Source organism: Odoribacter laneus YIT 12061 (assembly GCF_000243215.1).
GTDB classification, from domain to species: Bacteria; Bacteroidota; Bacteroidia; order Bacteroidales; family Marinifilaceae; genus Culturomica; species Culturomica lanea.
The window spans coordinates 1,986,139-2,007,994 of the sequence record NZ_JH594596.1; the positions used below are offsets into that span (position 1 = coordinate 1,986,139).

Annotated in this window: 13 protein-coding genes and 1 riboswitch; of the genes, 6 read left to right on the forward strand and 7 right to left on the reverse strand. The window is 42.3% G+C overall.

The window, feature by feature from the left end; translation table 11 throughout:
• Window positions 1-148: 148 nt before the first annotated feature.
• The 5 genes from HMPREF9449_RS08285 to tamL all read right to left on the reverse strand — a co-directional run bounded on the left by HMPREF9449_RS08285 (window position 149) and on the right by tamL (window position 9,591).
• Complete coding sequence (locus HMPREF9449_RS08285; RefSeq protein WP_009136809.1) at window positions 149-1,603, reverse strand: RagB/SusD family nutrient uptake outer membrane protein; 1,455 nt, start codon at window positions 1,601-1,603, stop codon at window positions 149-151.
• Between the two features lie 49 nt (window positions 1,604-1,652).
• Window positions 1,653-4,754, reverse strand: a complete 3,102-nt coding sequence (locus HMPREF9449_RS08290; protein WP_009136810.1) for a SusC/RagA family TonB-linked outer membrane protein — start codon at window positions 4,752-4,754, stop codon at window positions 1,653-1,655.
• A gap of 693 nt (window positions 4,755-5,447) precedes the next feature.
• Window positions 5,448-6,104: a response regulator transcription factor gene (locus tag HMPREF9449_RS08300; RefSeq protein ID WP_009136811.1), complete on the reverse strand. Its 657-nt coding sequence runs from the start codon at window positions 6,102-6,104 to the stop codon at window positions 5,448-5,450.
• 161 nt (window positions 6,105-6,265) lie between these two features.
• A complete protein-coding gene (locus HMPREF9449_RS08305) occupies window positions 6,266-7,210 on the reverse strand; it encodes a sensor histidine kinase (protein WP_009136812.1) in 945 nt (314 codons plus the stop codon).
• A 62-nt stretch (window positions 7,211-7,272) separates the two neighbouring features.
• Entirely contained in the window at window positions 7,273-9,591 is a 2,319-nt protein-coding gene (tamL, locus tag HMPREF9449_RS08310; RefSeq protein ID WP_009136813.1) for a translocation and assembly module lipoprotein TamL, read from the reverse strand.
• Window positions 9,592-9,698: 107 nt separating this feature from the next.
• Here tamL and HMPREF9449_RS08315 point away from each other — a divergent pair, with 107 nt between their 5' ends.
• Together HMPREF9449_RS08315 and HMPREF9449_RS08320 are read left to right on the forward strand one after the other, a co-directional pair.
• Complete coding sequence (locus tag HMPREF9449_RS08315) at window positions 9,699-10,463, forward strand: TrmH family RNA methyltransferase (RefSeq protein ID WP_009136814.1); 765 nt, start codon at window positions 9,699-9,701, stop codon at window positions 10,461-10,463.
• 124 nt (window positions 10,464-10,587) lie between these two features.
• On the forward strand, window positions 10,588-11,172 hold the full coding sequence (locus tag HMPREF9449_RS08320) for a porin family protein (RefSeq protein ID WP_009136815.1): 585 nt from the start codon (window positions 10,588-10,590) through the stop codon (window positions 11,170-11,172).
• A gap of 215 nt (window positions 11,173-11,387) precedes the next feature.
• On the opposite strand, the gene HMPREF9449_RS08325 is transcribed toward HMPREF9449_RS08320, so the two are convergent.
• The gene (locus HMPREF9449_RS08325; protein ID WP_009136816.1) at window positions 11,388-13,535 is read right to left on the reverse strand and encodes an alpha-N-acetylglucosaminidase; all 2,148 of its coding nucleotides are present in this window, start codon (window positions 13,533-13,535) and stop codon (window positions 11,388-11,390) included.
• Between the two features lie 71 nt (window positions 13,536-13,606).
• Window positions 13,607-14,755: an acyltransferase family protein gene (locus HMPREF9449_RS08330; RefSeq protein ID WP_009136817.1), complete on the reverse strand. Its 1,149-nt coding sequence runs from the start codon at window positions 14,753-14,755 to the stop codon at window positions 13,607-13,609.
• A gap of 440 nt (window positions 14,756-15,195) precedes the next feature.
• Window positions 15,196-15,300: riboswitch (SAM riboswitch) on the forward strand.
• A 256-nt stretch (window positions 15,301-15,556) separates the two neighbouring features.
• On the opposite strand from HMPREF9449_RS08330, the gene HMPREF9449_RS08335 reads away from it, so the two are divergent.
• The 4 genes from HMPREF9449_RS08335 to metH all read left to right on the forward strand — a co-directional run bounded on the left by HMPREF9449_RS08335 (window position 15,557) and on the right by metH (window position 21,824).
• Window positions 15,557-16,708, forward strand: coding sequence for a homocysteine biosynthesis protein (locus HMPREF9449_RS08335; RefSeq protein WP_009136818.1), 1,152 nt, complete (start codon window positions 15,557-15,559; stop codon window positions 16,706-16,708).
• Between the two features lie 58 nt (window positions 16,709-16,766).
• Entirely contained in the window at window positions 16,767-17,183 is a 417-nt protein-coding gene (locus HMPREF9449_RS08340) for an NIL domain-containing protein (RefSeq protein WP_009136819.1), read from the forward strand.
• 159 nt (window positions 17,184-17,342) lie between these two features.
• Window positions 17,343-18,092, forward strand: a complete 750-nt coding sequence (locus tag HMPREF9449_RS08345; protein WP_009136820.1) for a UPF0280 family protein — start codon at window positions 17,343-17,345, stop codon at window positions 18,090-18,092.
• A gap of 204 nt (window positions 18,093-18,296) precedes the next feature.
• Complete coding sequence (gene metH, locus HMPREF9449_RS08350) at window positions 18,297-21,824, forward strand: methionine synthase (RefSeq protein WP_009136821.1); 3,528 nt, start codon at window positions 18,297-18,299, stop codon at window positions 21,822-21,824.
• The last annotated feature ends 32 nt before the right edge of the window (window positions 21,825-21,856 follow it).

Sequence of the window (21,856 nt, forward strand, 5' to 3'; positions counted from 1 at the left end):
TTTTACACTCGCCCGAATATAACACAAATTATACGAATCGGCACTGTAAACAGTAAAGAAATATCAAAAGCCAAAGGCGGGAAACAGGCAGTATTTACTGTCGAATCCAAACCCTTGACTTCTTCGTTTAGATTTTAAATCTTATAGTTTAATTTTTCGGTAATGTATTTTCCCAGCCTGGATTTTGTGTAACGCCAAATCCTGAATTGATTTCGGAAGAAGGTATGGGATAAACAAAAGCCGCTACGTCAAAATCAGTATAATTTCCATTGGAGACACTGATTAATTCTCCTGTACGCCGGGCGTCGAACCAACGGAAACCTTCTTCGAAAAATTCCCGCCTTCGCTCATTCACAATAAAAGCCAGTAATCCTTCTGCAGTGGAGGGTAAATCTCCTACAGTTTCTATGGCCGTATTCCGTTTGGCGGTATACAACAAAGCCTCCTGAGATCTGCTCACATTCCCCAAGCGGGCGTATGCTTCTGCCTGGATCAACATCATCTCCGAAACCCGGAATACCGGAATGTTATTCACAGCCTGAGACGTCGGAATACCGTCAAACTTCCTGGGATGCAAGGTTCTCGTATCAATCAATCGCAACCGGATATCGGTAGCCGCAAATAATTTGACTACTGTATCCGTCAAACTAGCCCTGTAGCTGCCATATAAGTTATTCAACGAATTGGCCGACAAATTATCATTCTCCGATTTGGAAATCGTCAGAATGTCTTCATCACTGATGGCGGTGGACGACCACATTTTCAGATAAGTTTCATTCGAAACCGGAGAGGCATCCCGGAGAATCACGGCGGAATCCGCTGCAACAATCGCCCGTTCATAATTTTGCATAAACAAATTTACACGGGCTTCCAAGGCATAAATTGCAGCCCGGTTCATATAAAACTGATCCAATAAAATTAAATCGTCTTCATTATTCTGATTATAATTATCTACATAAGTATACCATCTGCCGGCCTCTTCTATATCTCTCAATATCTGCTCGTAAGTCTGAGCAACAGAAGATCTTTCCACCTGGGTAAAAGGTTCTATCGGATCGTTATCCATCAACACAATTCCCAGCTGGCTATTGGCCTCCCCGGCACGGTAAGGTAAAGCGAAAACATTGACTAACACGTGTTCTGCCAAAGCCCGCAAAGCATAGCATTGAGAAATATACGATTGTAAACTGGCCGCTTCCTTTTCAGTAAGATGCATTTCCCGGCTAATTGTCAAGAGGCTTTTAGCTCCCCGAATCGTACGGGTAGCTCTGTCTATCACCTGATACCCTCCCTGCCATATATAATCCAGATTTTCATCCGTATCTGAAAAATTATACCGGTTTATGGATAAAAAGTGTCCCGTAGAGGAACTAGCTACAGCATTGTCGGCAGCCATATCTCCCAAAGCGACTACATTTCTTCCATAAAAATAATAATATCCCAGTGCATAATACATACCATTCAGGCCGTTTTGTACGTCCTCTACCGTATTATAGGCATCCTCTGCCGGAATATTCTGGAAAGTATCCAAATCCAGAAAATTATTGCAGGAACAAAGCAATAATACAGGTAATCCGATCCAATATTTGATTTTATTTTTCATATGCTTATTTTTTAATTTCAATGTCATGCGGTACATTTCATTCGATTCGTTAAAAGGCAACGGTTACTCCAAACATCACATTACGGGGAGTAGGATAGTTCCACCATTGTATCCCGTTAGCCCCTATTCCTGCGGGGTCAAATCCTCTGAAATTTTTGGCACAGAACGTATATAAGTTATCCGCGGTCATAAAGACCCGTACGGTTCCCAGATGAGCCTGATCCGTAATGTATTTGGGCAGAGTATATCCCAACGACATCGTCCGTATTTTTAAATAACGTCCGTTCATGAGGAAACGGGTGGAAGCATTATTGGCCGCTGACCCGTCTCCGAAGACAAAACGGGGGACATCGGTTACATCCCCTGGTTTCTGCCAGCGATGATCGTATACATAACGGGTAGTATTATCAAAACCGGAACCTCCGATCTGTTCATCGTAACTCAAATTATCCCCATAGATCTTTCCGCCAAAGGAATAATTCAACTGGAAAGAAAAATCGATTCCTTTATAACTCATCCGGCTGATCAAACTGCCTTGAAACTTCGGACTGGCAGCCCCTACATACCGTTTCCCGGCTTCGTTATAATTTTTCGTCAATTCGTAACCTTCCGTCCCTTTATACCATTGGGCTTCCCCGGTCTGAGGATCTACTCCTGCGTATTTTTTCATCTTAAATGTATAAATATCCCGGCCTTTCTCCACAATTGTAATAGCACCTTCTATGGGTTCGTCGGTACTGAGTTTGATAATTTCATTTTTATTGTGAGATCCCACCAAACTCAGATCCCAGTCAAACCCATTTATTCGCAAAACTTTGGCATTAATCGTAAATTCTATTCCCTGATTTTCCAATTTTCCGATATTCTTAGGCACTGTTGTCAAACCGGTGGTTCTGGAAATAGGTACCAGAAAGACCATATCCTTAGTACGGTGGTAATAATAATCAAACTCTAACGTAATCCGGTCCAAAAAAGAAACGTCCAGACCGACATTGAATTTATTGGTCTGCTCCCATTTCAGATCGGGATTTCCCTGCTGCTCATGGGCACTTCCCGGCAGACCGTTATAGTTATATCCAAAACCGAATAAATTGCGGGATGCATACCAACCGTGAGCATAATCTGTATCCCCAACATCCTGATTACCAGAGGTACCGTAGCTTGTCCGAACCGTCAGATTCGTCAACCACGATTTTGTCGATTCCATAAAATCCTCTTCCGACAAGCGATAGCGGGCGCCGATAGACCAAAAGCCTGCCCATTTATTATCTTTCCCAAAACGAGATGAACCATCTGCCCGGGCACTCATAGAAAAATAATATTTATTCCTAAAGTCGTATTGACCGTTAAAGAAAAACGAAGCCAAGGCGTAGTCATTTTTACTCGTAGAAGCAGAACTCGGTACCGCAGCATTCGCCACTTGATTCAAATTGAAAAGCGGATAATTGGAAGCAGCCAGATAAGTCAAATTCTCTTTCGTTTTCTGTACTTCCTGTCCGATCATCAGATTCAGGTTGTGTTCTTCGTTAAAGGTCTTGACATAACTTAAAGTATTGGTAATACTTAACAATGTTCGCACAGTCGAGCCGTGTTCTCCCATTCCCCTCATATCCTTTCCCTGAGGTTGTAAGAAAGACCAGAAACCGAATTCTTTCAAATCATAATAATCAATGCCGACACGGGAATTGAAAATTAAATCTTCTCTGAAATTAATTGTCACATAAGGGCTGACTGTAAAACGATATTGTTTCGCCTCACTTTTATCTCCGTATTTACTCCGTTGAGCAACAGGATTATAGCCATTTAACGTATTGAAATTCCAATCGCCGTTTTCATCTTTGACAGGGATCAAGGGTGACTGCATATAAGCCTGAGTAATGGGATCGGTAAAATAACCGCCTCCGGCTCCCATATTCGTTTTCGTATAAGAAAGATTTAAGGCAAAACCATAACTAACTAATTTACTCGGAGATTGTGAAAAATTCACCCGTCCGGAATACCGTTCCAGGTCCTTACTGATGACCAAGGCCTTGTTATTAAAATAATTAAAAGAAGTATAGAAACGAGGGGAAGTCTCGGAAGTCCCTCCACCTTGCAAATCCAGATTGTATTCCTGAACGAATCCGACCCGGGTGACTTCATCCAGCCAATTCGTACGGGTACTGCCGTCCGTCTCCAGATAGGCATACATCATTTCTTTCATTCCCTCGGGAGTATAGGGAAAATATCCGCCGAACAAAACATCATTATAATAGGCTGCATTTCCATTTTCTCCATATAGATCATAGTCGTTCAACAAACCTTCTACCTGTAACTCTGTATACCGGTCTGCATTCAGCGGTCTGTAACTCTTCGGAATACTCGGTTTCATTTCCATACCGAGTTTCACAGTCAGATTCGCCTGCAATTTTCCAGATCTTCCTTTTTTTGTGGTAATGACAATTACCCCATTTGCAGCTCGTGCCCCATATATAGAGGTGGCCGTAGCATCCTTCAATACGGTCATGGATTCAATATCAGCAGGACTCAAAGTAGAAAGAGGAGACAGCGTTTGATTTTCGGCAGAACGCATCCCCATCGTCCCGGCAGTAACCGGGACTCCGTCAATAACATACAAAGGTTGGGTACCCGAATTCAAAGAATTCCGTCCCCGGATAAAAATAGTAGCGGGAGCTCCCGGTTGACCGGAAGAAACATTCATCTGTAAACCCGGTACGGTTCCTTCCAATGCCTTGATGGGATTGGCATCGGTTTTATCCACAATATCCTGAGCTCCTACTGTAGTAGCGGCCCCGGTAAATGCCCTTCTACGGGTTACACCATAACCGGTCACCACAACTTCATCCAAACTCTGGGCATCACTTTCCAGTGCAACATTAATTATCGTTCGGTCACCGACCGTATAATTTTCCGTTTTCATTCCGACAAAAGAGAAAACGAGCATATCTGTAGGGGACGCTTCAATCGCATAACGTCCTTGCAGATCCGTCGCAGTCCCTATCGTCGTACCTTTAATGACTACAGATACCCCCGGTAGCGGACTCCCATCGCTTTTATCTGTCACAATGCCACTGACTGTATGCATTTGTGCATAACTCACCTGCAGACCAACTAAAAACAGGAGAGATAATAAACTCATTAATTTTCTCATAAATTTTAGTTTAGTTTAATTATAAAAAAACCGCTTTTGCAATTTTTTTTGTATTGTTTAACGAATACTAAGATTAGCGGTTTCAATAAATCTTAATTTTAACAAATAAAAAAAGCTGTCGAAGAAACTCTCCAACAGCCCCTTTGGTTTTATAAAGGTCGATTTAATTTGCTTATTTATTTTTTCTTAGGTATTCCTCCGCCTTGTTTCGGGAAAGAGCTGGAGACTCCGTTCGCTATTTTGTATCGTCAGTCTCCCCTAAAACGCAGATGCTTCCTCCTTTTAGTCACACTTCGTGTGCCTAACGTCGGCGGACAACCCTGCGTTTTTTAACGGTACGACTTCCTGACAAAATTACGCTCTCTCCCGTCATATCTCTTTCCCGAAACAAGGCTCCGGCTTCAAACACAGGAACTTTGAGAAAACATTTAAAGAAGCGACGAGGGGAGAATTTAGCGAGTATCGGAGGTCGTTTGTGTTTTTCAGTCATTGCGGGAAGGAGCGTCTTTCTGTGCGAAAGCGGAGTGTAAAAAAACACCATTTGTCCGCCGACGTTAGGCAGGCAAAGCCTGTCTAAAAGGAGGAAGTTTTGGTGTTTTAACGGAGCTTGAGCTTACAGAAAAGCGAGTGAAGCACGACTGAAAAACATAAACGACCGGAGGAGGAGCAAAAATTAAATCGACCTTGTATACGCTAATCGTTAATTTCAATAATTTTATTTTTAATTGCATACATGACCAACGCAGCGGTATTCCGACAACCGGTTTTACTCAATAAATTAGCCCTGTGTTTATCTACCGTCCGTTTACTGATAAACAATTCGTCTGCAATTTCCTGATTCGATTTCCCTTTACATACATGATACAAGATTTCCATTTCCCTTTCCGATATTTCACTATCCGGACTTTCTGTTTCTGTTTTATTACTATCCCGCATATTATTTAAAATAGTGAATAATAACTCTTCAGAAAAGAAATTTTCCCCCGCTGCCACTTTTTTAATGGCGGTAATCACGTTTTCTATTCCTGTATTTTTCAACATAAAACCTTTTGCGCCGGCATCAATCATTTTGTAATAATATTGCTCATCCCCATACATAGACAAAACGATGATCTTCAAATCGGGATGTAACCGTAAAGCTTCACGAGTAGCTTCAATACCGTTCATTTCCGGCATTTCAATGTCCATTAGCACAACATCACAATCCACCAGCGACAAGCTTTCAATAAATTCTCTCCCATTGGAAGCTTCATAGATATGATGGACAAAATCCTGAGTCGACAATAATAATTTCAATCCTTCCCGGAATAATTTATGATCGTCAACCAGATAAATTTTCAGCTTTTGCATAGTACATTTTCCTTATTAGCATTTTCAAGCGATTGCTTCTCCCACCTCTCAAAAATCGTAAATTTTATCTAATTATTACGCGATTTCCTTATTAAAATAATTAAACTTTTCCTCTCCGGCTGGATTTTTAACCATTTTTTCCTCTCCCTTTACATTTTACATCATTGAATTTTAATAGAAGCTTTCGCCTGCATACCTTTCCCCCTTTCACTGATAATCTCAATATCTCCGTTTCCGGATTTCAAACGATATAGGATATTGTCCAATCCCATTCCATACTCAGTAGCTTCCCGGCTGACATCAAAGCCGATACCATCATCGCTGTAATCCAGATAAATCGTCTGTTCCCTCAATTGCAAGTCAATCCGGATATTATGAGCAACAGCATGTTTTAACGTATTATTAATCAGCTCACACATCACCCGATAAAGAATAACCTCAACATTATAAGTAAAACGTCTTCCTCCAAGATTGGTCGTAAAACGGATTTCAATGCCCTCTGCCGATCCCAATCTTTTTATAAAAGCTTCCACAGCGTCTTTCAATCCGAAATTATTCAGAATATGCGGACTTATATTGGCAGAAATGTCTCTGACGCTCACAATTGCTTCGTCTACCGCCTGCTTGAGGTTTTGCTTGATTTTCTCATTTACTTCCGGATCCGCTTTGGCATCCAAACCGGAAAGTAACATTTTTACCACGCTCAACAAAGGCCCTAGACCATCGTGCAGCTCTTTGGCAAAACGCTGTCTTTCTTTTTCTTCCGTACGAATCACAGCCGACAACACCTTATTTTCCGTCTCTCTCCGGATTTCGTCCAAACGTTTCATAAATTGAAAAATTTTCCGGATATAAAATACACCTACCAATAATACCAGAGAAATGATGAAAGTCAGCCATTTCTGAACAATAGCCAACTCGTCCTCCCATTCGGGATAAATTGTCGGGAAAAGTTCCAAAATGATAGAAGCGACCATCAATATAAAACCGCTGGATATCAAAATCCAGGATACATTAAACTTTGTACGTTTAAACAAACTGATCGCTATTCCGGCAGCCAGTACCTGAAAGACCAAAGACACATAAACAACAATTGTGGAAAGCATATGCTATAAAATAAAAGATAAAACTTCCGAAAAACCTCCACTTTTTTCTCTGCCGTTCCTTTTTAAAACGGATAACCAATAGCGATATTAAACACTGTATGTTTTATCCATTTCCCATTATCGAACAATACGAAACGCTGTCCTTGCGGTTTCGCCGGATCCCGCATTTTTATTCCCCAATCGAAACGCAAAAGGAAAAAATTAGCATCCACTCTTAGTCCCGGCCCGGTGCCCAAAGCAATCTGCCGCAGGAAATCTCCCCCCAATACCGTTCCTCGCCGATTTTCATACTTTGTAATATTCCAGATATTTCCAGCATCCAAAAACAAAGCGCCTTCCAACAACCAGAAAAGTTTGAAACGGTATTCTATATTGGCTTCTAATTTAAAGTCCCCGACATTATTGGGATAATTATCTTCTGCCACATAAGAACCCGGTCCCAACGTCCGGGCTTGCCAAGCCCGGATCCCGTTTGCCCCCCCTCCGTAAAAAGCTTCTTCAAAAGGAAGTACTTTCATATTTCCATAAGGATAACCGCAACCCAGAAACAAACGGTATACAATTGTATTGGCCCGATTTAAATAATGATTGAAACGATATTCCCCGTCGGCTTTAATATATTGAGCATACTGGACTCCCAACATTTCATAATAGCGTTCATCATTTTTTTCCACCCGGGGAATATTGAAAACCTTATCTATAGCCCACAAAAAATTCCCGGAAGTTTCCAGATTCCCCCGAAAATAATTGAAACTACTCTGCCCGTTTAACTGCTGATCGGTATAAACAGCCGAAAAATTGGCCGATAAAATCAAGTGACTGGTATAGGCACTCTTTACGTATTTATTTTTTAAACCTGCGATAAAAGCACTGTCCACATTCTGCATCATCACATAATTCAAATCAATCAGATCAAAATTATACCGCCATTTTTTATCGGCCTTTCTCCAGAGATATCCGAACTTAGCGCTGGCAATACGCCGGTCGTAAAAAGGGGTATGCTCGTAACTGAAAGACAAGGAGACCGAAGTTTTAGGGGCAAAATTCCTTCGGAAATCATGCAAACGAAAAACCGGCATCCAAAACTGGGGCGTCACTAAACGCATTTCCACACCTAATTCTTTCGTACTGAATATCTTATTTTCATTAAATTGTTCTTTTTTCAATGCTCCCCATACGCTCAACGTAAGGTTCTCCCCACTTTTAAACAGGTTCCGGTGATTGTAGGTCAGGTTCCCCCCCACCCCGATATTACCGGAATTATGAGTCCCTTCCAGAAAAATATTGTAAGATTGCCTTTTCATCGGCGTCAACTGTATGTCACACACCAAGATCTTCTCCTTTCCAGCCGTAGGTTTTTCCCGGAACACAATATTGATAAACTTAAATAGGTTTAAAGCCTGTAAGCGGGAATAAGAATCCACCACTTTCTGTACATTATAGAGTTCTCCCTCCCGAAATTGTATGGTTTCAATAATCAATTTTGGTTTCACTTTCAGCTTATCCCGGTAAAGAATCCCGTAATTCCGTTCAATAGTAGCCGTATAACAAGAATCTGTTCCCGACAAAAAAACCAAAGGGTCATAATCAAAATTTATATTTATTTTCTCGATCCGGAATTTATGATAAGCAGTTGTATCGGTAGGGTTACTGACAATACTCAACAGCAAACGGGCTTTATCCGGCTGATTAGCGGTTGTCGTATCGGCATAAAACTGAATAAAGTTTTTCGAAAAATTAAAATAACCTCTTTCTCTTAGCATCCGGGTGATCCGTTCCCGCTCCGTTTCGAGTAGTTCAATATCCAACGGAGCTTCCGGGCGGATTTTTGTCCGGAAAGAATCCTGCAAAACCTCACGCATTAACCTGGCAGTATCGGACAGTTCATTGGACACATAATTGTGCGTATCGGTAAAAGTAAAATCCTCAATAGTCGTCACCTTCCCAGGGAAAATGTTATATTCTACATAAGCTTTCCTTTTCTTAAAATAAACCGTGTCCAAGACTTCAGCATTGTAATAGCCTTTATTATTCAGAAATAATTTTATCTGGGCAACACTTCGGTCGGTCAAAAAATCACTGTATACAACAGGAGCTTCTCCTATCGTGCGCAACCACTTATTAAAACGTTTTTTCTCATTTTTTCCGCTCAGGTTATACACCCCCAAATGAAAGCGGGCCACTCCCAGAATACGGGTATTGGGCTTCTGACGGATATTCTTTTTTATATCCGATTTCTTAATCTCTTTACTGTCTGTTTTTATAGTAACTTTATTCAACAAATACTCTTTTTCCGACACATATTTTGTCGGCGAACAAGAGTACAAGAAAAAAAACGACAGAAAAATAAGTAATATCTTATATCCGCAACCCTTCTCCAACTATCAAAAATGTTATTATTTTTGTATGCAAATTACACTTTGCCCTGTTTTATAATTTTAGATGCAGGCTATTCCGGCATCTGAAACTGGAAACTCAATTTTACAGCATGCTAAGCAAACACGTAACAAAAATAGTCCAAAGTCTTGAAAAAAAGAAATTCAGAGATAAATATAATCTCTTCAAAATTGAAGGGGAAAAGTTAGTACAAGAACTCCTTTTATCCGATTTAAAAATCAATACCCTCCTTGCCTATCCGGAATGGATCGCCCGGAATCGGAATTCCTGTACTCTTCCTAAAATCATCGAAGTGGATGCCCGGGAAATGGGACTCATTTCCAATTTCCAATCTCTCCCGGAAGTGATAGCTCTGGCCAGCATTCCTGAATATACCTATTCGGAAGAAGAAATCATACACTCACTCTCTCTCGTCCTCAACGGAATACAAGATCCGGGTAATCTGGGGACGATATTGAGAGTAGCGGACTGGTTCGGAGTCCGGCATATTTTTTGCGATAGAGACTGCGCAAGTGTTTATAATCCCAAATGTGTGCAGGCAAGTATGGGAGCTGTATTCCGGGTAAAAACGCATTATACGGAACTCCTACCTTTATTACAAAAATTCAATACACCCGACTTTCCCTGCTATGGAACGTTTCTGAACGGTGAAAACATTTACAAAGTCCGTTTGAGCCGCCAAGGATTTATTGTCATGGGAAATGAAGGCAGTGGAATACGGTCCGAGATAGAGCAGCTGATTCAGTGCAAACTGACAATCCCCAGTTTTGCCCACAACGCCTATTCCACAGAATCCCTGAATGTCGGGGTCGCAACCGGTATTATCTTATCGGAATTTAAACGAAATACCGAATGAGTACCTTGCAGGAATATGGCACATTTATTGATAGGTAAAATTTTATAACAAAACCAAAATAAGGATTAATTCTCATCAATTGATTGTAAAATTAAATACAAGAAATTAAACTAAAAACGAGTATATGAAAAAATGGATTATTTTATTCGCCCTTTGTTTTTGCGGTTTTACACTGATGGCCCAGTCTCCTTTTAATATCGGTATTCATGGCGGTGTATCCAATAACAAAATCAAAGTCAAAGATGCTGCCTTAGGCTTAAAAAACGGGACCAATACCGGTTATATGTTAGGTGTTTTTGCCCGCATCAATTTAGGACCCCTCTATGTAGAACCGGCTTTGAATTTCTCGCATAAGAAAGGGGAAGTAAAAGATGAAGTGAACAAAAGCGCCCTGAAATATAATTCTTTCGATATTCCGGTCATGCTGGGATTACATGTGATAGATGTTCCAGCCCTAAAATTAAGGGCTTATTTAGGACCGGTCGCCTCTTTTACCGGAAAACTGAAATGGGACAACGAGGATTTCGGCGACAGGTTGGACAACCGGAAAGTAATGTGGAATGGGAAAATCGGAGTCGGAGTAGATGTTTGGAAATTAACTTTCGATATTGATTTCGAAAAGGGATTCAAAAACTTTCAAAACAAAGATTATATAAAAGTCAAATCACCCCGATCTTTCAATTTCACCCTGGGGCTTAAGATCATTTAAAATGTAAGAATATATAAGCACTCAAAAACTGAAGGAATGAGGTGTGTAACGAAACAGTTAGTTGGGTTACACACCTCATTTATCTGCAACGAAGTTCTGCTCTTCCGGCCTAAAGAACCCCTATTCAGCAAGGCGCTTACCCCGAAGAGGGATTTATTTCGGAAATATCCCTGACTATTTAAACGCTTGCCCCCTTGAATGTTTAATTTTCGCTATCATTGTCCGAAAACTTCCCGGAACACAAGGGGAGCAACGTCAATAATATTCCCCTCCGGAGCCGATGCATAGACCTTATTTTTAAGAGTCCAGGGTTCTTCGAACGCATACCAATCGATATCCTCTGTTTCCTCTCCGGCTAAACGCTTCTCCAGTAAATCGAAATAAGCCTTCCAACGCGGATAGTAAAAATCCTTCAAAAGGCCGGCCCATTCCCGGTGGGAGTAATCTCTCAAACCACCCTTATCGGCAGCCTGACGGTTTCCCCAAGTCGTAATCTGTACTCGGGCATTCCATTCATAAAGTCTTTTTTCCTCCTCAGTCTCCCCCTTTGCTTTTGCCCTCTCTAACCAGGTTCCCAACCGAAATTCCGGCCGGGTAGCCAAAAGAGTGTCCTGCCAAAGAATCAATTGTAAAAATTCCCGGCTCAAATTCCGGAAAGCAGTTTCATCCTTGAGCCGATATGCTTCAGTAATCTTTTTTTGTAAAACATTTCCTTTGTCTGCAAGAGCCTGACGCATAATATCCGTCAAATCGTATTCAAAATTATTGTTTCCTTTATATTGCTCACTCACTTCCAGAAAAAGTGCTGCTACCTTTTTCGATTCTTCAGGAGCATAATATAACTCCGAAGTTCCCCAGGAAGAAGCTCCGGAAATCTCTTCTGCCGGCCGGGCACAGAAAACCGACTCGGTAGTCCCCTCCTGCACGACAGGACAATTATACGCAGCTTTCCCTAAAATCTGCCAGGCCTGCTGTAAACGGGGATCATCCTTCCCATAACGGGCCTTTACATAACCCTTCAGCCATTCCTCTTTTGTAAAAGGAATTTTCCGCCATGGCAATTCCAAGAGCAGTTCGTACATCACCGGATTATTTTCAATCCCTTCCATCGTCTTTCCCACCCCCCTTAAAGAAGCTCCATTCGGATGCTGAACAGCAGCATAAAAACCATTTATGACGCGATCCATCCGACCGTACATTCCGACATTTCCGCCGAAATTTAACAACATACAATAAAGCCAATCCTGTCCTTCAAATCCCTTTTCCCTATACCAGACGGACTCTTTATCTCCCCACATCGGCCGGTTTTCACTGGACAAATCCAATATCAGGACATTCCCCGGCTGTAAAGCAGTAATCATCTCGTGACGGGGATTGGCCTGCCAGGCTTGCATGACCCATACCGCCTCCGGATTAGCCGTTTTCATCGCCTGCAATACCGATTGAGCTGCCGCAGCCAGATCGATTCCCTGTACATTTCCCCCTTCATGAAAAGGATCCATTCCATAAAATTTTGCTTTCCCGAACCGCTTTTCCATCTCCATATAATACAAACCCGCTATTCGCTTGAAAGCAGGGTTTTCGGGATACAAAAAAGCAGGACGCTGATAACCGCACCACAAGCCCGGATCTTTCACTTCTATCCCTAACTTTTCAGAAGCATTATGAGGCAACATACCGGCATATCCGGGAAATACCGGCTCAATTCCATACTCCCTCATCCGATTCAGAATACGATGTTGCAATTGCATTTGTCGCTCATACCAACTTTCCGGATTGGGCCCACCCCAACCTTCCAGATTATTCATATGCCACCAAGCCAAAAAACCCGGTCCGGCAATAAATTGCCCGATCTCTTCTGCTGTATAGCCCAACTGCTGTAATACATTATGCCATACGACTTCCATGCCCGTCAACGCCAAAGCCATATTTATCCCATGCATAGCCATCCAGTCCAATTCCCGCTCCCATCTTTCCCAGTCCCAAAAAGCCATTGAGTAAGAATAAGTACAATAATTGAAATCATAACGGTATTTTAAACTCGCTTCCCGCCTTTCTTTTTCTTTTACCGGAGGTAAGACAGCCGGCAATTTCGCCTGCATGCCATTCCAGCTAAGGTGAATCCCCGCGTAATATTTTAAATACCAGTTAATACCGGTAGCAATACTGACGTAGTTATTCCCCCTTACAACCACTTTTTCTCCGGCCTGATCCAACTCAAAAAAGTCCGGTTCTCCCTCGCTTAATTCGATCTTAAATTTCTGCGAAGCCCCTGGGTCTATCCGTTCCAGTAATTCATAGACCGGAGAAGATTTCGCCGACAAACAGATAAGCATACATAAGCCCAAACAAATCCTTTTCATTTCCCTAATCTTCTTAGATATTTATTTTTCAGTTTTCCTTTTTCCGCAGGATTCTATACCCTTTGTAAATTTTAAATCTTTATATAAATATGTCTTTTGTATAAAATATAAGCAAAGCCCCAATTCAACATTACGTAGAGCAAAGCATACACTAAGGAAGCAAAATAAGCTTCTAACCAAGATGCCAAAACAACAGTATAAATCTTATCTTGAAACGTATACGCCAAAACAATAGCAACGATTTCTGACCATACATATATAAACAAGGGATTTACGCCGAAAACCTCAAAAAAACGACAGCCTCTTTTATATCCCTTTACATCAATCCAATAAATAAGTAAAGCAAAGAGAAGAGAAGCTGCCCCACAGGAAATCAGTACATAAGTCGGACTCCATATTCTTTTATTTACAGGACAAGCATAACTCCATAAATAACCGGCAAATAAAAGGATGGTCCCAAAAATAAAAAGCTGACGTATCCGGATCTCGTTTTCTTTTACTTCTCCCAACATTCTCCCCATACAAACCCCGAATAATACATGTGCGAAACAGGGTAAAGTACTCAACAATCCCTCCGGATCAAATGCCATGCCGGCGCCGGACGATGCCCCACCTCCATACAAATGCCTTACGCCCAACACAGCCCGGTCGACAACCGATAGGATATTATGCTCCGAACGGATAAACCCCTCTCCTACCACTAAAATCACAAAATACCCCACTAAAATCATAACTGCCGTAAACAATTGATAACGTGGTCTTATTCCTAAGCAAAGGATAGCTCCCCCCAAATAAGCAAGCGCTAATCTTTGTAATACCCCCAATATCCGAATATCAGCTACCGGAAAAATATTTTGCGTAAATCGCTCCCAAAAAGTAAATTCACCATTCCCCATACTCATAAAAGTCCCAAACCACAAAGCAAACCAATTGATCCCTAAACCGATTAAAAAGATAAGAACCGCCCTCCTGAAAATCTTTGCAACCGCTCCCCGAGAGAAAAGAGAATTATATCTTCGTAAAGAAAAATACATAGAGATACCCATGATAAACATGAAAAAAGGAAACACCAGATCAGTAGGAGTCAAACCGTTCCAGGAAGCATGACACAAAGGAGCATACACTGCCGACCAGGACCCCGGATCGTTCACCAAAATCATACCTGCAATCGTAATTCCCCTAAAAACATCTAATGCCAATAAACGATTTTCTGTTTTCATATTCCTATTTTCTCAAAGTTAATCTAGCTCATCAGTACTCCCCCGGATAGTCAGACTGATGTTTCTCACGAAAGCTCTCTATTCCAGCCGAAACAGGATAAACAGCTCTACTTAAGCATAAATAATCCCGCACCAAATATTACTTAACTTTCCGGACTTTTTAAATTATCAGCACCCCCACTCCTCTTGTCACCTTGAACCTTTTACACCTTCAGACTTCCTCATCTTTTAAACTTCTTCATCTATTTAAATCTGCCCTTTTAAGAAAGATTCCCTGTCTGCAAATCACAAAAATGTTCAATATTATACAAATAAACACAAAAAAGAGAAATTTAACGCAAAATAATAAATTAAAAACACAATCTTCTTTTCTTTTTTGGATATTTCCAGATTTTGATTTTCCTTTGCAACATCAATTCAATCCGTAAGAAAGATTGTTTGAATTATAAAGAGGAGTTGAGAGACGGGCTCTGTGAAACTCCGACAACCTCAGTGATACTGAAAGGTGCCAAAACCCGTCCTGAAAAAATCAGGAATTATAATTTAAACCTGTAGAAGATGAGCGCAGACAAGAATTACTTCAGCATTTCAAAGATTTTCGAAAAATTTAAATTCATTTTTCTTCACGACTTATCCATGTATATGCGCTGCATGCGCTGATTTTATTTTCTCCCCGCTACAAAACGGCTCTCCCGGAGCTATATGAGAAGACCTTTACGAAAAACGGAAGGGAGTTTCTGTTTTCTTACAGGTATTTTCAAGGTAAAATTTATTATTTGAACTTATAATAGCAATATCATCATGGCTAAATCGTATACAGAAATCAATGAAAAAATTAAAAATGGCAAAGCCGTGGTATTAACGGCAGAAGAAGTTTCTGAATTATCCAAATCCCTGTCGCCGAAAGAAATAGCAGCGAAAGTAGATATCGTCACTACCGGTACATTCGGAGCGATGTGTTCTTCCGGAGCTTTTATCAATTTCGGACACGCCAATCCTCCCATCCGTATGGAAAAAATAGAACTGAACGGCGTAAGGGTCAGCGGAGGTCTGGCAGCTGTCGACACCTATATCGGAGCCACCGATTGTAATCCGGAACATCCGGCTTACGGAGGGGCCCATCTGATTCAGGAATTGATCGAAGGCAAAGACATCACCCTGGAAGCCTGGGGTAAGGGTACGGATTGTTACCCTCGCAAACACATAAAAACGATCATTAATCGGGAAACGATCAACGAAGCTATTTTATATAATCCCCGGAATGCCTATCAGAATTACAATGTCGCCACCAATACGACCGATCAAATTAAATACACCTATATGGGCACCCTGCTTCCCCGCATGAGGAATGCTTCTTACAGCACGGCCGGAGAGCTTTCACCTCTGCTCAACGACCCGGAATGCCGTACAATCGGATTGGGTACCCGTATTTTCCTGTGTGGAACGGAAGGCTATGTCACCTGGAACGGCACTCAGTTTCATTCTACTAAGGAAACAAACTCCTATGGAATCCCGACAAGCAATGCCCGTACGATTGCTGTGATCGGGGACCTGAAAAATATGAGCCCGGATTTTTTACGGGCTGCTTACTATGAAAAATACGGTGTAAGTATGTTCGTAGGCATCGGCATTCCTATTCCTGTCCTGGACGAGGATATGGCACGGCGGGTATCCATCCGGAACGAACAAATCGAAACGACAGTCGTCGACTACGGAAAGGAAAATCAAATTTTAGGTAAAACCAATTACGCAGCTCTGCACAGTGGGGAAATCGAAATCAACGGACATAAAATCAGGACAGCCCCGGTCGCCAGCTTGGCAAAAGCCCGTGAAATAGCCGGCATCTTAAAAAACTGGATACAACAGGGCCAATTCCTGCTTACAGAGCCCATCCGGCCGATGCCTACCGGCACAAGCCTGAAAACACTGCAAGAAATCAAAAAAGAGGAATAAGCCGCTGAAATTTAAAGCAGAGAGTAGAATTAACCGTTAAATTGTAATTGTTTAAACCATGATAAAAAAATTAGTATTATCTTTTCCGGTCGATGCCACCGACAGATCATTGACGTATGATCTGGTCAAATTATACGATATCCGCATCAATATTTTAAAAGCCGAAATAGAAGCCGGAAAATCCGGAAAGCTTTTGGTAGAACTAGAGGCTGACGAAACACAATTGGAAAAGGGAATAGCTTATCTCGGGGGAAACGGAGTCAGCGTAAGCCCGCTCTCCAGTAAAATATCCTACGACGAAGCCCGTTGTATCCAATGCGGAAATTGTGCTTCCGCCTGTTTTTCGCACGCTCTGACGATAGGGGCTCCGGATTGGTTGCTAAAATTCAACCCGGAAAAATGTATCGTATGTAAACTTTGCTTGAAATCCTGTCCGCTGAAATTATTTCGGATAGAATTTGCCGAAGGTATTTAATGCCCAGAGGTAACCCCAAAAGGGAAATATCTGTAAATAGCTTATAGTTAAAAAGGAAAAAGAATCCGGAAAATAAAAGAGGAAGAGGAAAAATCAAAAACATTTTACTAAAAATTTTATAATTTTAGGAATCCTATTTACCTCAAAAATAAACAAGCTATGGAATATAAAATCAGGACATACCGCGAACATTTCAGAGAAGGCCGTTGGACCAACTTTATCGTAAAATGTAAGGACTCTGATCTTTGGATAGGAGTGGATAAAGCTTCTTATCAACCTGAAATGCCCCAATTTTGTAATAACTTACTACAGGAATTACGAAAGGCTATGGAAACTTATCTGCACAAAGATCCCTGTTATTTAACTTCTCTGGTTCCCTATAAGGCAAAACCGGATGCTCCCGAAATTTTTCAAAAAATGTCGGAGGTTTCCCGGCAAACGCATATCGGTCCGATGAGTGCCGTAGCAGGAGCCGTAGCCGAACACATGGTGCGATCCCTAAAGGGAGAGTTTGGCATAAAAGAAGCCATTGTGGAAAACGGAGGAGATATCTATGCAGATATCATAGAAGACATGGACGTTTCGGTCTTTGCAGGCAACTCTCCCCTTTCGGAAAAAGTCGGTTTGCACATTACAGCTTCCCAAGCCCCTTTGGGCATTTGTACTTCTTCCGGAACGGTGGGACCTTCCCTGAGTTTTGGTAAGGCCGATGCTGTCATGATCATTTGCCAGGACGTATTATTGGCAGACAGTTATGCCACAGCCTTTGCCAATTTCGTCAGGAAAGCGGAAGATATCAATCCCGTATTGGAAAGAATCGGTAAAATAAAAGAGATCATTGCCGCCTTATTGATCAAAGACGATAAGATGGGAGTTATCGGTAAATTTGAACTTAAATTTTTTAATTAAACTGTACGTTGCTCGGAATACAATTTCCCATAGCTTTCCATGCCGGATAAAAAGGATGGGTATGCAGGCAGATTCAGTGGATCGCTACAGTATAAATTCGTTTTAGAGTCGGAAGATAGCCAGCATTTGATAACAGAAACATTTTATTTTGAGAAGGCCGGCCGTCTCCTCCCTGACTTTAGAACATTATATATTTCAAACTAGATGCTGAAAAATTTATTAGAGGAAAGAATACTTATCCTGGATGGTGCTATGGGCACCGCTATACAACAATATCAATTGGAAGAAAAGGACTTCAGAGGAGAGGAATTTGTAAACCATCCGGTCAATCTGAAAGGGAATAACGATATTTTATCCCTTACCCGTCCGGATATTATCAGCCGGATACACCAAAGTTACATTGACGCCGGTGCCGATATTATAGAAACAAATACCTTCAATTCCAATGCAGTATCGCAAGCGGATTACCAATGTTCAGCTGATGTTTACCGCCTGAATTATGCAGGAGCACGGCTGGCCCGGGAAGTAGCGGATAAAGCCGGACGGCCCGTATATGTTGCCGGTAGTATAGGCCCTACTTCCAAAACCCTTTCCCTTTCTCCGGATGTCAACCAACCGGCATTCCGGGCAATCGATTTTGACACATTAGCTGCCACTTATGCACAACAAATCAGCGGATTAATCGACGGAGGGGTCGACATTTTATTGGTAGAAACGGTCTTTGACGGTCTGAATGCAAAAGCAGCCCTCTACGCGATCGATAAAATACAGACAGAAAAAGCAACCCGGTTACCGGTAATGATCTCTGCAACAATCAACGATAAAAGCGGACGCACCCTTACCGGACAATCCTTGGAAGCTTTGTATACAGCCCTTGCTCATTACCCTTTATTCAGTTTCGGACTGAATTGTTCTTTCGGAGCAAAAGAATTGCTGCCTTTTGTAGAGCAGCTTCACAAGTTCCTGCCCTGCAACCTGAGTCTTTATCCCAACGCAGGACTTCCGAACGAAATGGGAGAATACGATGAATCCCCCGACTATACGGCAGCTTTTTTAAAGTCAATGGCTCAAAAAGGCTGGTTAAATATAGCAGGGGGATGTTGTGGAACCACCCCGGCCCACATCCGGGCAATACGAAAGGCGCTCGAAGGAATCGCCCCCCGTATTCCCGCCAAGCCTTTTCCCTCATTAGTGGTAAGCGGCCTAGATAACATTGTCGTCGACAAAGCCCTCAGCAATTTTGTCAATGTGGGCGAACGCACAAACGTAGCCGGTTCCGCCAAATTTGCCAAATTGATACATGCCGACGCCTACGACGAAGCCAGCAACATCGCCCGCAAACAAATCGAAGACGGAGCCTCCATCATCGACATCAATATGGACGACGCCATGCTGGATAGTGCCAAAGAAATGGCTACTTTTATCCGGATTATCAGCAATGATCCCGATATTGCCAAAGCAGCGCTGATGATTGACTCGTCCGACTGGAAGACCCTGCTCGCAGGCCTGAAAAACGCACAAGGGAAATGCATCGTCAATTCTATTAGTTTAAAAGAAGGAGAAAAAGAATTCCTAAGAAAAGCGGCCGAAATTAAACGGTTAGGAGCAGCCGTCGTCGTAATGGCTTTCGACGAGGAAGGCCAAGCCGTAAGCTACGAACGAAAAATTGCCATCTGCCAAAGGGCTTTCCAACTACTGACAGAACAAGCCGGTTTTGCTCCCGAAAATATTATTTTCGACGTCAATATTCTGGCAATCGGTACAGGAATGGAAGAACACAATAATTATGCCGTCGACTTCATTCGGGCCGTAGCATGGACTAAGAAACACCTTCCCGGCAGTTCTACTTCCGGAGGAGTTTCCAATCTTTCCTTTTCTTTCCGGGGAAATAACCCAGTGCGGGAAGCCATGCACTCCGTATTCCTCTATCACGCGATTGCCGCCGGCTTGGACATGGCCATTGTCAATCCTTCTCTCTTACAGGTATATGACGATATTGACCCCCAGCTCCTTCAAGCCGTGGAAGCCGTTGTCCTGAATAAAAATCCGGAAGCGACCGAACATCTTATCGAACTGGCAGAAAAAATGAAAGCCCATAAAACGGAGGAAAAAACCATTAAAAATGAAAGCTGGAGGACGCTCTCTCTGGAAGAAAGGCTGATTTATGCTCTGGTAAAAGGAATAAAAGAATACCTGCCGGAAGATATATCAGCAGCCCTGCAGGCATATGCTTCTCCTGTGGAAATTATAGAAGGTCCGCTGATGAAAGGGATGGATAAAGTAGGCCAACTATTCGGAGAAGGAAAAATGTTCCTTCCCCAAGTGGTAAAATCTGCCCGAATCATGAAAGAAGCAGTAGCGATATTACAACCGGCAATAGAACACAGCAACTCCCTGAAGACATCTGATATCCGGAAACACAAAGTAGTTCTCGCCACAGCCAAGGGAGACGTACACGACATCGGGAAAAATATCGTCCACATTGTGCTCAGTTGTAACAATATGGAAGTGATCGATTTGGGAGTAATGGTCGACAACCACCGGATTCTGGAAGCCGCCCGCCAATATCAGGCCGATATTATCGGAGTAAGCGGCCTGATTACCCCTTCTTTAGCTGAAATGGAAGATCTGTGCCGTTTGTTGGAACAAGCTCAGCTAAAAATACCTCTCCTTGTGGGAGGAGCCACTACTTCCAGCGTACATACGGCTGTCAAACTAGCTCCCCTTTACTCCTATGGGGTCCTCCACGGCGGAGATGCTTCCCGGACTGCCGGTCTGATCAAAAGACTTTTGCAACACCCGGAAAATTATTTACAGCAAATAAAAACAGAGCAGGAAAATATACGGCAACTCTATTATAAAGCCCATACATCTCTCGTATCTTATTCGGAAGCTCAAGCCGCAGCTCCCCAATATGATCCGGAAAGTTATCTTTTGCCTAAGGCATTCGGCGAGCACAACTTACGGGCCCGGAAGCTGGATCTTCGCGAACTGGCCGACCGGATAGACTGGACGCCTTTTTTCCATTTCTGGGGATTTAAGGGTAAATTTCCGGAAATTATCTATACCCATGAAGAAGCCGATCACACCTATCAGGCGGCTTTGGAAACTTTGGGACAGATTATCGCCGGGAATGAATTTGAAGCTTCAGTTCTCGTCAAGTTCTTTAATGCCCGTTCTGAAAATAACGAAATCATACTGGAAAACGGATACCATTTCCCTATGCTGCGACAACAAATGCGGAATTCTGAATATTTGTCCCTGGCTGATTTTATAAGTCCGGATCCGGCTTTCAAAAGCACTATCGGAATTTTTTGTCTGAAAGTCTCCGATACACATAAATGTACGGATTGTCCCGATTTTAACCAACTCATCCGGGAAAGCTTATGTGCTCGTCTAACGGAAGCCCTGGCCGAATGGATGCATGAACAATTATCCGAAGGACTCCACATGATCCGTCCGGCTTTCGGTTATCCGGCCTGTCCGGACCACTCCCTGAAAAAAGAAGTTTTCCAATTATTGAATGCTCCAGCAGATATCGGTGTGGAACTGACTTCCTCTTATGCCATTATTCCCACCACAAGCCTTTGCGGGATGTTAATTGCCCACCCCCAGGCCCGTTATTTCAATGTGACTAAAATCAGTTCAGAACAATTCCACACTTATTGCCAACAAAGGGGATTTAGTCCGGAAGAAGGGAAACGCCTGCTGGGACCCCTTATAGACAATTAATTTATTTCACCTACCGGAAAAGCAGTGTTGAA